Origin of the sequence: Paenibacillus sp. UNC217MF (assembly GCF_000686865.1) — a bacterium.
GTDB classification, from domain to species: Bacteria; Bacillota; Bacilli; order Paenibacillales; family Paenibacillaceae; genus Paenibacillus_B; species Paenibacillus_B suaedae.
On record NZ_JMLT01000017.1, the window covers coordinates 98,569 to 113,064 of the forward strand.

Annotated in this window: 12 protein-coding genes; 5 read left to right on the forward strand and 7 right to left on the reverse strand. The window is 47.9% G+C overall.

Going from position 1 to position 14,496, the window contains the following annotated elements; genetic code table 11:
- The first annotated feature begins 48 nt into the window (after positions 1–48).
- The 3 genes from BP95_RS0110850 to gntK all read left to right on the forward strand — a co-directional run bounded on the left by BP95_RS0110850 (position 49) and on the right by gntK (position 3,799).
- Positions 49–726, forward strand: a complete 678-nt coding sequence (locus tag BP95_RS0110850) for a GntR family transcriptional regulator (RefSeq protein WP_028532157.1) — start codon at positions 49–51, stop codon at positions 724–726.
- Positions 727–855: 129 nt separating this feature from the next.
- On the forward strand, positions 856–2,217 hold the full coding sequence (locus BP95_RS0110855; RefSeq protein ID WP_028532158.1) for a GntP family permease: 1,362 nt from the start codon (positions 856–858) through the stop codon (positions 2,215–2,217).
- Between the two features lie 34 nt (positions 2,218–2,251).
- Positions 2,252–3,799: a gluconokinase gene (gntK, locus tag BP95_RS0110860; protein WP_021254815.1), complete on the forward strand. Its 1,548-nt coding sequence runs from the start codon at positions 2,252–2,254 to the stop codon at positions 3,797–3,799.
- Positions 3,800–3,894: 95 nt separating this feature from the next.
- On the opposite strand, the gene fabF is transcribed toward gntK, so the two are convergent.
- Positions 3,895–5,130, reverse strand: coding sequence for a beta-ketoacyl-ACP synthase II (gene fabF / locus BP95_RS0110865; protein ID WP_021254816.1), 1,236 nt, complete (start codon positions 5,128–5,130; stop codon positions 3,895–3,897).
- Positions 5,131–5,469: 339 nt separating this feature from the next.
- Between fabF and BP95_RS0110870 the strand changes: the two genes are divergently transcribed.
- Both BP95_RS0110870 and BP95_RS0110875 read left to right on the forward strand, forming a co-directional pair.
- A complete protein-coding gene (locus BP95_RS0110870) occupies positions 5,470–6,078 on the forward strand; it encodes a class I SAM-dependent methyltransferase (protein WP_021254817.1) in 609 nt (202 codons plus the stop codon).
- Positions 6,079–6,256: 178 nt separating this feature from the next.
- Entirely contained in the window at positions 6,257–7,111 is an 855-nt protein-coding gene (locus BP95_RS0110875) for a helix-turn-helix transcriptional regulator (protein WP_021254818.1), read from the forward strand.
- 209 nt (positions 7,112–7,320) lie between these two features.
- Here BP95_RS0110875 and BP95_RS0110880 read toward each other — a convergent pair whose 3' ends face one another.
- The 6 genes from BP95_RS0110880 to BP95_RS0110905 form a co-directional block, all read right to left on the reverse strand.
- A complete protein-coding gene (locus BP95_RS0110880) occupies positions 7,321–8,214 on the reverse strand; it encodes a DUF2268 domain-containing putative Zn-dependent protease (protein WP_021254819.1) in 894 nt (297 codons plus the stop codon).
- Positions 8,215–8,337: 123 nt separating this feature from the next.
- The gene (locus tag BP95_RS0110885; RefSeq protein WP_028532159.1) at positions 8,338–9,477 is read right to left on the reverse strand and encodes a Ger(x)C family spore germination protein; all 1,140 of its coding nucleotides are present in this window, start codon (positions 9,475–9,477) and stop codon (positions 8,338–8,340) included.
- The gene (locus BP95_RS0110890; RefSeq protein ID WP_021254821.1) at positions 9,474–10,583 is read right to left on the reverse strand and encodes a GerAB/ArcD/ProY family transporter; all 1,110 of its coding nucleotides are present in this window, start codon (positions 10,581–10,583) and stop codon (positions 9,474–9,476) included. Before BP95_RS0110890 ends, BP95_RS0110885 begins: the two co-directional genes overlap by 4 nt.
- A gap of 19 nt (positions 10,584–10,602) precedes the next feature.
- Positions 10,603–12,057 (reverse strand): spore germination protein, encoded by a 1,455-nt coding sequence (locus tag BP95_RS0110895; RefSeq protein WP_021254822.1) that lies wholly within the window; start codon positions 12,055–12,057, stop codon positions 10,603–10,605.
- Between the two features lie 171 nt (positions 12,058–12,228).
- Positions 12,229–13,878, reverse strand: coding sequence for a methyl-accepting chemotaxis protein (locus BP95_RS0110900; RefSeq protein ID WP_021254823.1), 1,650 nt, complete (start codon positions 13,876–13,878; stop codon positions 12,229–12,231).
- 167 nt (positions 13,879–14,045) lie between these two features.
- Positions 14,046–14,405: a hypothetical protein gene (locus BP95_RS0110905; RefSeq protein ID WP_021254824.1), complete on the reverse strand. Its 360-nt coding sequence runs from the start codon at positions 14,403–14,405 to the stop codon at positions 14,046–14,048.
- Positions 14,406–14,496 lie beyond the last annotated feature (91 nt).

Genomic DNA, 14,496 nt, shown 5'->3' on the forward strand with positions numbered 1-14,496 from the left:
GTAAAGATATGGGTTCAGGAAACCAATCATGAGGAGAGTTCACGCATGATACACTATCCGAAACAGTGGCTGCAGGGCGCATCCCTTGGGGAATCCATCGCCTGTGAGCTGCGATTGCAAATTATTAACGGCTCCATCAAGCCGGGCGAAATTATATCGGAGAATCGAGTGGCTGCCGACTTCGGCACCAGCCGCTCTCCCGTTCGCGAAGCATTGAAAACGCTCTCTAACGAAGGGCTTATCCGCTTGGAGCGCATGGGTGCTGTTGTCTTAGGGCTTAGTCTTATCGACGTCGAAGAACTGTACGATGTTCGCTATCTCATTGAGAGCTTTGTCCAGCAGCGGCTCGCCATCGTGAACACAGATGGTCTGATTCTGACGCTTCTGCAGATTATCGACAAGATGGAACTCGCGGTTAAGTACAATGATGCCGTTGAATTCGCTTATCAGGATTTATCGTTCCATGAAGCGATCATTGCTGCAGCGGAGCATAAACGCATCATGCATCTGTGGACGAGCATTCGACTGATCGTGAAGACCGTCATGCTGATGACAACGGAAGAAATATTCTCTGAGGGAGAAGCGAAGCTGTTCACTGTAATTGAAAAACACCGTACGATCGTAAGAGGACTCCAGTCGAAGGATACTCATACGATCCAGCAGGTTGTCTCAGCCTACTTCGCCGACTCGAACCGTACCTTGCATGTCAGCTTGCCGCATTCATAACGGCAAGCTGCAAGGATACAAAGTTTTTTTAATTTTAAGTTGTCGACAAGTATCCAAGTTTGTTTTGGAAACGCTATATTTGGAATCATTCATAACAATCGGCACTTTTCAAAAGGAGGCTCGTACATCATGAGCACACTATTCGGAATGAGTCACAATGTGACATTACTATTTTGGACACTGCTTATCATCGTATTTCTCATTGTGTTCATTGCCAAGCTAAAATGGAATCCTTTCGTGACGTTGCTTATATCAGCATTAATGCTCGGTCTGTTAACAGGCATGAAACCGCAAGATGTTGTGCAATCGATTACACAAGGCCTTGGCGGCACACTTGGCACGATAGCCATTGTCATTGCGCTCGGTACCATGCTGGGCAAGATGATGGCAGAATCCGGCGGTGCAGAGCAAATCGCCACTACCCTTATTGATAAATTCGGAGAAGCACGCGTTCACTGGGCAATGCTCCTTGTTGGTTTTATTGTAGGTATCCCGGTATTTTTTGAAGTTGGTGTAATACTATTAATTCCAATTGTGTTCACTGTAGCACGCAAAACAAACAAATCATTGCTGCAGATCGGCATTCCAATCTTGGCGGGGCTATCTACCGTACATGGACTCGTACCACCGCATCCGGCACCGATGATTGCCATCGACGCTTATCAAGCGGATCTCGGTCGTACGATTCTCTACTCTCTGCTCGTCGGAATACCAACAGCAATTATCGCAGGGCCGCTATTCGGCAAGTTTATTGGTAAACGCATTCAATTACAGCCGCCAGCGAAGCTCGCTGAGCAATTCGCGCAGAAGAGTGATCGGCCGCTCCCAAGCTTCGGCATTACGCTGTTCACCATTTTGCTGCCTGTCATTCTTATGCTGATTGGCTCCGTCGCAGACATCATCGATCCTGAAGGCATTAGCAGCTTAGCCGTACTGTGCAAATTCATCGGCCATGAAATTATCGCGCTTCTGATTGCAGTCGTCTTCTCCTTCTTCTCGCTCGGTTATGCGCGCGGCTTCAAGAAGGAAGAGATATCCCGCTTCACCAGCGAATGTCTCGCTCCTACCGCAACGATCATTCTTATCATTGGCGGCGGCGGTGCGTTCAAGCAAGTGCTCATTAACAGTGGTGTTGGCGGTGCGATCGCAGAGCTTGCCACACAAGCGAACATTAACGTCATACTATTCGCCTGGTTCGTCGCAGCATTGATTCGTGTTGCAACTGGTTCTGCAACCGTTGCCATGACGACCGCTGCTGGTATTGTTGCTCCAGTACTGGCGATGACTCCAGGTGTTCCTGTAGAATTGGTTGTACTGGCAACTGGCGCAGGCTCGATCGTTCTGTCCCACGTCAATGATGCAGGTTTCTGGATGGTGAAGGAATTTTTCAACATGTCCGTCCCAGAGACACTTAAGTCATGGACAGTGATGGAGACGATTCTATCTGTCGTCGGATTAGCATTGATTCTGCTGTTGAGCACAGTAGTGTAACATACATGGTAATGAAAGAAAGAAGGTTATTCCTATGAATCATCCCAACTACATGATCGGAATCGATATGGGAACGACGAGCACGAAGGCAGTCGTATTCGAAGAGAATGGCAAAGTCATATCCACCGGCAGCCAAGGCTATCCACTGCATACACCGAACGCAACGATAGCCGAGCAGGATCCAGAACGGATATTCCAAGCCGTTGTCTCTTCTGTCAAGCAAGCGATGAGCGCTGCGCAAGCCGGGCCTGAGGATGTACTGTTCCTGTCCTTCAGTTCGGCGATGCATAGCCTCATCGCCGTCGATGCAGATGGCCATCCGCTCACCCCTTGCATCACGTGGGCAGACAATCGGAGCAGCAAATATGCAGCTCAGCTCAAGAAGGATCCGCAGGGACATGCCTTATATTTGCGGACAGGCACTCCCATCCATCCGATGTCCCCGCTTACGAAGTTGATGTGGATGCGGCATGAAGCTCCGGAATTGTTAAATAAGGCGGCTAAATTCATTTCCATTAAGGAATACGTACTATTCAAGCTGTTCCATACGTATGTTGTAGATTACTCGATTGCGTCTGCTACCGGGATGATGAATTTGCAGCAGCTCGCTTGGGATGAAGAAGCGCTTGAACTTGCGGGCATATCGACTGACAAGCTATCCGAGCTCGTTCCTACTACGCATCAGCTAACAGGAATGGATGAAGTCTACGCGCGGGAGATGGGACTCTCCCCTGCTACCCCAACGATTGTGGGAGCCAGTGATGGTGTGCTCTCCAATCTTGGTGTAAATGCGATCGAGCCTGGTGTTGTTGCAGCAACAATTGGAACGAGCGGCGCGATCCGTACCGTCGTGGAACAACCGCTTACCGATCCGAAGGGCAGAATCTTCTGCTATGCCCTGACAGACAAGCACTGGGTCATCGGCGGACCTGTGAACAATGGCGGCATGCTGTTCCGCTGGGTACGCGATGAACTGGCTGCTTCCGAGGTTGAAGCAGCGAAGCGGCTTGGCATTGATGTCTATGATCTGCTTACTCGCATTGCCGAGCAGGTTCAGCCGGGGGCAGACGGACTGCTCTTCCATCCTTATCTAACTGGCGAACGAGCTCCGCTCTGGAATGCGGACGCGCGCGGCTCCTTCTTCGGCCTCACGATGCATCACAAGAAGGAACATATGATTCGTGCCGTGCTGGAAGGCGTCATCTTCAATATGTACACGGTGTTGCTTGCAATGGAAGAGCAGATGGGACGCCCTAGCAAGATTCACGCCACTGGCGGATTCGCTCGTTCACCGCTCTGGCGGCAGATGATGGCCGACATCTTCGATCAAGAAGTTGTCGTCCCTGAGAGCTACGAGAGCTCCTGCCTTGGTGCTGTTGTGCTTGGTCTATACGCAACTGGAAGAGCCGATTCACTCCGTATCGTATCTGATATGGTAGGCGCTACGCACAAGCATGAACCTAATCCGGAGCATGCAGCGATTTATCATGAACTGCTTCCGATCTATATCTCGATATTCCGCAAGCTGGATGAAGAATACGAAGCGATTGCCCGCTTCCAACGTAAGCGTCTTGAATCCTAAGCCCTGCTGATAAACGCCGAGCCCCTGAATTTGCGGATATGCCGCAAGTCAGGGGCTATTTTGTACCGAACCGATTATCCGGTTATGCGTCTCAATCACTCATACTTCTTCAACACGATCACGGCATTATGACCGCCAAAGCCGAAAGAATTAGATAGTCCCACCTTCACATTGGCCTTCCGTGCTTCATTCGGCACATAATCCAGATCGCAGAGGGGGTCAGGGTTCTCAAGGTTAATCGTCGGCGGAATCAGTCCCTCCTGTAAGCTCTTCACGAGCGAGATGGCCTCTACTCCCCCAGCAGCACCCAGCATGTGACCCGTAATGGACTTATTTGCTGTTATCGGAATCCGATAAGCATGCTCGCCGAACATTCTTTTAATCGCCGTTGTCTCTGCCAGATCGCCAACCTCCGTACTCGTTGCATGCGCGTTAATGACATCTACATCCTCGGCAGAGACTGATGCTTCCTGAAGAGCCGTTCTCATCGCAAGATAGGCACCTCGCCCTTCAGGATGGGTCGCAACAATATGGTAAGCATCCGAGCTTATCCCATATCCAATAACCTCCGCATAGATTCGTGCCTTTCTACGGATGGCGTGCGACAATGATTCCAGAATGAGTATGCCCGCGCCTTCAGACATGACAAATCCATCCCGCTCCGCATCGAAGGGCCGACTGGCCTTCGTCGGATCATCATTCCTTGTTGATAATGCCGTTGCATTACCGAAGCTGGCTAGCGATAAGTCGGTAACAGCAGCTTCCGTTCCGCCTGCAAATACAATGTCTGCTCCTCCCGAGCGAATGAGCCGGAACGCCTCGCCAATCGCAGTATTGCCGATCGCACAAGCAGAGACATGGGACATCGTAGGGCCCAGCGCTCCCCATTTGATGCTGATCTGTGCAGACGCTGCATTCGCCATCATGGCTGGCACCAAGGTCGGACTGACTCTCCCAGGACCTCTGCTTCGCAAAATATCGACATTTTCAATCAAGGATTCAATTCCGCCAATGCCTGACCCCACGTAGACACCTAAGCGCTCAGGGTCAATCTGATCCAGCACCAGCCCAGAATCCGCCCATGCCTGCTCTGCGGCAGCAAGTGCAAATTGAGTGAAGCGATCCAGCCGTCTTGCCTCTTTGCGTCCTAGAAGTCCATCCGCATCGAACTCACGCACAAGACCGGCAATTTTCGTTTTATGGCCGCTCACGTCAAATGTATCAATAGAGGATATTCCTGATTGTCCAGCAACTAAGTTCCTCCAAAATGTCTCTACATCATTTCCTATCGGGGAGATAACTCCCATTCCTGTAATCACTACGGGTTCCAACTCTAATTCCTCCTCACAGATCGTGATCGTACAAGCCTCTATAACGACACTGTCTTCATTGTGAAATATGAATCTACCTAGCTATTTGGATCATCCATGAGTCGCCTCATGCCTATTCATTGGTTTACGATATTGTCACACAGGATTTATCCTATTACAAGTTGTTGGTTATACTAGTATAATTACTACCTGACTCCAGCAGTAAACAATAAATATCATCCATATCAAGCACTCCTCAGCTGCTCTCTTGCATCATTCGTTGACATAATTAGGAATCCTTATCTATAATAAAGGAAACAAATGTTCGTAATATATTGGCAGAAAGGTAGAGTAGATTTCATGTCCAACTTCAAAGCTGCACTAGCCCAATCGTATGATCAGGATGCCCGGAGAAGATCCAGCAAGTCCTTGTCTTCTTGGAAAATAGACGAAAGAGAGAAATTTCGTAAGTTGTTAAGCAATGAGGGGAAAACTACTATACTCGAAATCGGCGCGGGAACAGGGATCGACGGCTTTTATTTTCAACAGAGCGGAATGCAGATAACCTGCATCGATCTATCCAGTGAATCGGTGAAGAAGTGCATCGAAAGAGGCTTGAATGCGAAAGTAATGGATTTTTATCAGTTGGACTTTGCCGATCATAGCTTTCAAGCTGTCTACACGCTAAATTGCTTGCTGCATGGGCCGAAGCAAGATCTGGATCGGGTCTTGCAAGAAATGCATCGAGTGCTCACTCCGAATGGACTGCTTTTTATTGGATTATATGGTGGATACGACTCAGAAGGAGTATGGGAGGCCGATTGGTGCAATCCGCAGCGATTCTTCTCCTTTCACACGGACAATGCCATTCAGAAGACCTTATCCCGTTGGTTTCAGATCGTAGATTTCCACACTGTCCCATTGGATGATGACAACTTGCACTTCCAATCGATTACGCTGCGCAAATGATATACTAGATAAGGCCATGAAGCCATGCTGCGACATGCAAGTTGGGAATCACAAACAACAATGTAACGTTCACGATTATTCCTGATCCGTTGCTAATCGACTGCTGATCTGGTTATTCACTCTACATAGTCGATAAAACAAAACTAAATGTACAACTGGCTTGATAGGAGGGATAGCCATGTCCAACCAAACGAGATTAGAAGCCCTGTCCACCTTCCTAAAGTCCAAGCGCTCAGGCATTCAACCGCAGTCCGTAGGACTGCCTGCTGGTACTAGACGTCGAACACCTGGCCTGCGTCGTGAAGAGGTAGCGCAATTGGCAGGAGTCAGTACGACTTGGTATACCTGGCTAGAGCAAGGGCGCGACATCACCGTGTCTCCATCTGTTCTGGACGCGGTAGCTGCCGCTCTGCAACTGAATCAGGATGAGCGGAAATATGTATACGATCTTGCACTTGAGAAGCATATTAGTCCACCACAGCAGGAAATGAGTATTGCGAAAATTCCGCCATCGCTCGGGAAAATATTGAATGAGCTAACGCATTGCCCAACCATCATTACGGATAGGCACTTCCACATTGTTGGCTGGAATGCCGCTGCGGCATATGTATTTCTCGATTTCGATCAGGTTCCCTTAGAGCAGCGGAACTTGATTCGACTCGTCTTCGTCAGAAAAGAGCTGCGCTCATTAGCCGTCAATTGGGAACACTTCGTCAGAGGCTTCCTCGCGATGTTCCGCGCCTACTATGGTCAGTACGTGGGAGATGAATGGTATACAGACTTCGTAGACGAAATGTCAGAGCTTCATCCCGAATTCCATGCACTATGGGAAGCAAGCCAAGTCAGCATTGCCCCCGACGTTACGATCGAATTCCGTCACGCGAAGGCAGGCAAGATGCTGTTCAACCTTACCTCGCTTCTCTTGCAGGGGAACATGGACTTGCGGTGCAGTGTATTCACCCCAATTGAACACTCCTCTACCGAGGAGAAGCTAGTCCGTTTTATGAGAAGAGATGAACTACTGCATGAATAGCCTTTGTTGCCGTAACCAAATTACGGCAACAAAGGCTACAATCAACCGAAGAAATATCGAAAGAAAGACCTGAAGAACGAAGGATCTGAAGAACGCAAAGACCCCGAGCAGAGATTTCCGCCGCTGCTCAGGGTCTTGCCTCATCCGAATATGGATCCATTCTTCCGATTCTTGAGAGCCTTACAATCAATCGATAATCCTACATAATCCTACACCATACCACTCCCCTGTATGATGGTCTTCGCCGGCAGCAGGGTCGCTTCATAAATAGATACATCGTTCCTCTTCAAGAAGGACTGTACAACATGATAGCCAACCGCATACCCTGCCCCCGCAGGCAATCCAATTGCCGGATAACCTTCACGCACAGCAGCTTCATCGCCGAACATATAGCTGCTCACCTCAGCGAATCCCTTCGTATCCAATGCTCCTCGGATTACCTCGAAGCAATGATCCAGCTCCTTGCCCTGTATATTCGCCACCCATGGACCAAGCAGCTCCTCTCCATACATCTCAGTTGCAAAAGAATCTGCCAAGCCCTCAATGATAATATAGTCGCCTAGCGTTACATTGCCATGGTTCCAATCGAAATAGGAGAAGCGAACGTTATGGTGGAACTCATGAGCGATCAGCGCCGGCAGTCGTGGAATATTGTAGCTGTTCGGATCCAGGATAATGAGGATATATCCTGGAATACCGCCAAATCCGGTATACCCCTGATAACTGCTTAACTTGTCAGGATCAGCAAGATACGCGCCAAATATCAATTCCTCTGCCTTGACTGCCAGCCCCGCTGAGTCTATTCGGTGGATACATCCCAACAAAGTCTCCTTCGCGAGTTCCAGAATGCGAATATCCTGCAGACGCTTCCCCGCCTTCTCGATTCCTTCCTGATGTTGAAGCGGAAGGAAGCCCATCATTTGAGTGGCCATTACCACATCATAGCCGTTCGGCTGCTGCGCTGTTATAGGTACATGAATGGTCTCCCACATCGATCGAAACGGCTTCATCATTGTATGCCTGAAATAGCCATTTCTCTGCTCATTTGGCATAGTCAACAATACTTCATACTGACGTAATGTGTCTTCCATGTGAATGTTCATTAGGTTCACCTGCATCTCTTCATGGTATGTTCCTCTCCGACAAGTCGGAATACCATTAGGCTACACGATCACGTTACGTGAGAGTCAATCATTCAGCGCAATGTAACTCACAAAAAATTCCGATTACTCAATCGTACCTGTTCGGACAATGTTCACCTCGACATGAGATTGAATGCTTGCCTCAGGGAACATCTTCTTCCACTTGTCAGCTGTCAGTTTGGAGTGCCTTACCGAGCTGCGGTAGACCTCGCCGAAGCCAATCGGATCCGAGCAGAGGCGCTGAAGCTTTTTAATAAGTGCTTCGGTTTCCTTCGTCAATGCTTCTCCTATTTTTTGTTGAAGCAGTTTGCTTGCCTGGGGTTTGCTAAAATCATATTCATCTGTAATTTCATGCAGCTCCACATTGATGCGTAAATTGGCTTGAAATTTCAGGGGAGAAGCTGAGAGGAGACGAATATGTTTTTTACTGCCCAGGTTCGCGAAGACCACTCGTACATGCCCGTCCTCCTTCCGATCCTCATGCAAATAAGGACGCAGCTCATCACGATCAATTTTGATCTCTTTCAATGACGCTAATTTTCCAAGCATCAGCTTGAGCAAATAGCCTTCTCCAGGCCCGATCGTTCCGACTACTCGATCATTCTGAAGCAGGGCCAGTCCAAAAACCTCAACTCCGTTGGGCAGCTTGCGCAGCATTGGGAGTACCGGATCTTGTCCAGCACTGTAGAAGGCGCTCCGATAATCGTGAACCGTGCAGGATGGAACCCAATCATCTTGAATATGCTGCTGCAGCATTTCATACAAGTAGGTTCCAATATTCGGAATCTGCTCATAACTGCCGGCCAGCAATTCATGAGACGGCCCTTCACTGACTGCGAGAAAAATCATATCACCGAAAAACGGATCCCTCGTCAAATTCTCAACAATATACGTAATCCCTTGCTTGGCCAGCTTATCATCAAAGACAACGACACGAACCTGACCGTTCACAAGTGTGTGGGCCAATTGCTGGTTGTTGTTAATTCGAGCTCCCTTGGTGCTGCTTGCAATACCAGAGACGATCTTCGTCTTCTTCTTCGCTCCTGGCTCCGGATTGGTCAGAACTGAAGTGACATTAAACTTCTCTTCCGACAGAACGTCAAACCCGATCGCTACACTTATTCCCAACTTCTCCAGCACACTAGACTGTACACAGCCTACAAGAAGTGCCAGCACGGATAACACACCAACTACCCTGAACATCGGTTTGAGCAACGATCTCAATGCGCATCACTCCCCTTTTCACGTTTGCGCCACTTGTATACATACGTCAGAGCGAACAAGAGGAGCGGATAACAATAAGAGACAATCACAGAGTATATCCCGATAAAATCATTGAGTTGATTCACTTGTCCCCGATTATGGAGGGTGCTGGATGCCACGATCACAATAACAGCCAAGCCATACAGTGTCAGCTTCTCATTCCATCCAAACAGCTGCACAGTGCCCCGCAGCACGTTCCAAGCCAACTGCATGATACCAGGAAGCACAACTAGCATCCAGAAGGGAATTGCAATGAACTCGATCCGCTCCAAGAAGGGGTACTTAATAATTTTCAATAAATTAATGGAGCCCCAAATCGTACGAAGTATCTGATTTTCACTGAAATAGATGATCGACACGATCATAATGAACAAGTACAGGATGTTGGTGAAGAGCACGCTCGCTTGTGCGTAGCGCATCACCTTATTTTTGTCCTGCACATGGCGATAGAGCATAAATATTACTTCAAACCCCGTAATCGTAAACCCCATCTTTATTGCCCCTACCCAAATATGTTGTGCAGTCGTATCATAAATTGGCAGTAAACGGCTCCATTCCACATAGCGGATCGGATAATTGAAGAAAAGGGAGGTCGCGATAATCAGGAAAAAGCTGATAAAGCTCGTTTGTAAAATGACTCTAATTCCGCCCAAGCTGCCATACACCATAAGCACAAGCAATATAAGTGATAGGAGCCATGTCGGAAAATCGGGGAAAATCCACGATTGGATCGCTTCAATATACGTTCTGACAATGGTCGTCATATTCGTCAGGAAATAGAGCATCATGCAGATGCTCAATACTCCGCCAATCCATTTGCCAAACAGGACGTGTTGAATGCCGTACAAATCAAGCGACTTATGCATTTCCAAGGTCTTGACCATAATCCAGACGATCAAATGGGTAGCTATTCCTGCAAGCAGGACCGACATCCATGCATCATGCCCCGCCTCCTTATAGATGTACCGCTGAAATCCGAATATTCCTACACCGACCTGCACGTTGCACACGAGGAACAGCAGCATGTAGGCTTTGAATTGATATTTGTGTGATGTTCCGCTATTCATCTTTTTCACCTACAAATGACTAATCATCAATCTTTCCGGTCCATAGCGAACGAAGAGAAATGGATCGGACGTATTTACGAACCTTGTGCCCTGTTGCAGTCAAGCCCTTCGGTTCTGGAAGCAGCACCTCATCATAAGCCAAGTCAGATTCCTTAATCGGGTGAACTGGTGAAAAATACGGCCTGCCTAAGCTCGTCTGACGAATGAGGTGCATCGTTACCAAGGAGGTTACAAACACAATACCGATGCTGCCCCACATGCCCGCAAAGATCACCATCGGATATCGGACGAGGCGTAAGCTGCTGCTCATTAAATAGTCTGGTGTTGCGAAAGAACCAAGCGCCGCAAGTGCCACTAGCATGATGAGAATATTGCTCGTAAATCCGGCTTGAACCGCTGCCTGCCCAATGACAATACCGCCTACAATGCCCATTGTCTGTCCAACCTTCGTCGGCAGCCTCGCCCCCGCTTCCCGAAGCAGTTCCATGGTCACTTCCAGAATTATCGTCTCAAATAAAGGCGGAAAAGGGACTTTGGAGCGTGACTCAATTAAGGATACGAGCAAAGAGGAAGGAATAATTTCATAATGGAAAGTAAGGGCGGCCACATAGGCAGGAGTCAAGAATACAGAAAGAATTAACGCAACCATTCGCAGTGCGCGAATAAATGTCCCGATCCCCCATCCTAAATAGCGATCTTCCATGGATAAGAAAAAGTCAATGAATTCGCTTGGTCCTACGATCACAAGCGGACTCCCATCCAACAGAATAATAATCTTGCCTTCTATCAGCGAATGGCTAGCCAAATCAATCCGTTCGGTTAGCATCAATTGCGGGAAGACACTCAAATCATTATCCTGAATCATGTGCATGAGCTCTGAGCTGCCTGTCACATCATTGAGACGAAGCTGCTTAATTCGTTGACGTACCAGCTCAACCCGATCTGGATTCGCCCGATCTGCCATAAACATGAGATGGATCGTCGTATTGCGTTTGTTCCCCATCTTATATTCTTCACTGCATAGCTCCGTATCTGGAATAGAGGTTCTAAGCAAGGTCGTGTTCATGCCAATTGACTCCGTAAAAGCAACCATTGGGCCTAATATGGTCGTCTCATTCTCTGGCGAGGTAAGAGACCGCTTAGGCAAGTCCGCCACATTTGCCGCAATGCCTGCCTGAGGGGTCGCAATATAGACCCATCCCTTCACAATCAGCGGTGCGCATTCCGGGATAGTCGCAATATCCATGATTTCTCCGATAGGGAGCGAACTGCGAAGATCCTCGATCGTCGGTGTCTGCCCCAACTGCAGCAACGGAGATAGAATAGAGGTGTGAAGCTGCTTCGTATCGACATGCTGGGGCATATAGCATATGGCAACTGACGGCGAAATGCTTCTTACCACAAGATGGACGCGATGATGAAACAATGCCGATATTTGTTCTTGCAGGGAAGCTGCGAAATCAAAGTCCGCCATAAGACAATTCCCTCCTGTAATCACTTTGAAGATGACGAACATGCTGGATGATCAGACAAATTATTCCCTGCTGCACGCAAATTCATGCGTGATCGCCATGACATAAAAAAAACCGATACCTAAGTCAGGTATCGGTTCAAGTACGGTATAATCTAGTTGTCAAAATAAATATTAAAATTTAAATTTCGTCAATGAATCCTGCAATCCCATTGCCATGCGCTTAAATTCCTCGGCTGAGCTTGCCAGCTCTTCCATAACCGCATTCTGCTCTTCAGTAGCAGCGGCAATCGATTGCACACTTGATGCGGATTCCTCCGAAATGGTCACAACCCCCTGAACACGCTCGAGCATGTCTTGAGAGCTAATATTGACCTCCTGGACGATCGCCTCGACCATGCTGGCTAGATTGGATATTTCCTGCATCATCGCCACAATGGCATGGAAGACGTCACCCGTATCATTAACACTTTGAATGCCGGATTGGACGAAATGATGGCTCTTCTCCATTGTCTCGACTGCATTTCCCGTCTCGGATTGAACTTCAGCAATAATCTGCTGAATTTCGAGAGCTGCCTGATTCGATTGATCAGCCAGCTTGCGAACTTCATTCGCCACAACCGCGAAGCCTCTGCCATGTTCCCCTGCCCGAGCAGCTTCAATTGCGGCATTCAGTGCAAGCAGGTTTGTTTGCCCCGCAATATCCGTGATAATCGCTAGAATTTCGCCGACTTTATCGGATTTTTGCTGCAGGCTGCTCATCATTCCAGCACTTGCTTCCACATTATCAGACAGCTGTCTCATATGGGTGATCGTTTTATTGACGATTTCATTGCCATGCACAACCTTATCATTGGCCTTCGTGAATTCGCCTGTAATCGTCTTCACCGTTTGATCCACTTCGCCAATTGCCATCGTCACATCCTCGATCATTTGACCGACCTCAGCAAGCTTCTTCGCCTGCTCGTCCACGCCCATTGATATATCCTGCAGCGAGATTGTAATCTGTTCCGATGATTTACTTGTTTCCTGCGAGCTGATTGCAAAGTCATTCGAAGTTGTATTAATGTTCTCGCTCGTATCGACAACTTGATCGACCAATTCCTTCAGATTGCTATGCATGCTCGAAAAGCTGCGGGATACATTTCCCCAAATATCCTTGCGCTCCTCAGCTATTCCAACACGATGGGTAAAGTCCCCAGACCCTATATGCTCAACGGTACGTGAAACCTTGTGGATTGGTTTGACAAACAGACGATTCACAAGCATCCAAGTCACACTCGTGATAATGAGCAAGGATCCAATGGTCACCGCCCACATCAGCCAATTGTAAGAATCAAGACTGCTGTCAAAATCATCAAATCGCGAGATTACTACTGCGGTATAATCTCCAGACTTCGCTGCATATGCGTATCCACCGAGTCCAATGTCCAACTTCATTTCATTCTGCTCGCCAGTGTAAAGTGCATGCAGACTATCTTCGATCTCACTGGACAGCTCCTTACCAAATCGGGCTATCACCTTGCCATCCTTCACAAGCAATGAAGTGCTGTTATCCTTGTATGCAACCATATTCAATACAGCCTTTGGATCGTCCTTGCCGTGCTGCACTACGAATTTCCCAATTTGCCGAACTGCCGTCTGTGTGTCTTCGATCATCATGTCAGTAACGACACTTCGAATAAAGCTGGCATTCACCATGCTGGTCGTTATAATGACAAGCAGAGTAATAAGACTGATAGGCAATAATATCCGCGCTAACAGTGATTGAAAACAGTGATTCCATAACGCCCGTATCCGTTCGTTGATAGATTGAGATTTCATTCCTGTCACACCTTTTATGTAATAGGGTATCTTCCGATACCACGCGTTGTCCTTCATTGCACTTGCTCAAGCTTGCTCGTCACCAAAAAAAGACCTGCCCGTCCGGGAACGGGCAGGTCATATCATTCAGTATCCTTCAATAAGACGAAAAGATAAGAACTATAAGACTACAAGCTGTCCAAGTAGCGATCTGCTTCTTCGTAGCTTTGAGCTACGCCGTATGCACCGCCGAGATCTTTAACCAAGCGAGACAATTGCAGCTTCGTCAGAGCGGAGCTTACGATCATAGAAGATCCCTTTGTTTTTTTGTTTGCCATGTAGTCGCGCAATCCTGCCAAATAATCGTTCACATCAGCTGGTGCTGGTTGTGCCTTCGCCATATCGATGCAGAATGTGTAGCCTTCCTTCGCTTTATCAACTTCACGACGAACAGCTTGATCGTATTCTTTGGCCTCTTCAATTGTCATCATACCTTCAAGCTTAACATACACACGGTTTTTAGATGCTTCGTATTTCGTTTCGAACATGGAAAATCTCCTCCTAGATGTAATAAATTCATAAGTATGGTGTTACTGATTGTCTACTGCACATACTGAATATTACCCAATATGTCGTTTC

What these genes read in the sequence shown, in the direction of transcription:
- BP95_RS0110900 (WP_021254823.1), bottom strand. Translation starts at nt 13,878, where the DNA reads ATGAAATCTCAATCTATCAACGAACGGATACGGGCGTTATGGAATCAC.
- BP95_RS0110890 (WP_021254821.1), bottom strand. Translation starts at nt 10,583, where the DNA reads ATGAATAGCGGAACATCACACAAATATCAATTCAAAGCCTACATGCTG.
- BP95_RS0110855 (WP_028532158.1), top strand. Translation starts at nt 856, where the DNA reads ATGAGCACACTATTCGGAATGAGTCACAATGTGACATTACTATTTTGG.
- BP95_RS0110905 (WP_021254824.1), bottom strand. Translation starts at nt 14,405, where the DNA reads ATGTTCGAAACGAAATACGAAGCATCTAAAAACCGTGTGTATGTTAAG.
- gntK (WP_021254815.1), top strand. Translation starts at nt 2,252, where the DNA reads ATGAATCATCCCAACTACATGATCGGAATCGATATGGGAACGACGAGC.
- BP95_RS0110875 (WP_021254818.1), top strand. Translation starts at nt 6,257, where the DNA reads ATGTCCAACCAAACGAGATTAGAAGCCCTGTCCACCTTCCTAAAGTCC.
- BP95_RS0110880 (WP_021254819.1), bottom strand. Translation starts at nt 8,214, where the DNA reads ATGAACATTCACATGGAAGACACATTACGTCAGTATGAAGTATTGTTG.
- BP95_RS0110895 (WP_021254822.1), bottom strand. Translation starts at nt 12,057, where the DNA reads ATGGCGGACTTTGATTTCGCAGCTTCCCTGCAAGAACAAATATCGGCA.
- BP95_RS0110870 (WP_021254817.1), top strand. Translation starts at nt 5,470, where the DNA reads ATGTCCAACTTCAAAGCTGCACTAGCCCAATCGTATGATCAGGATGCC.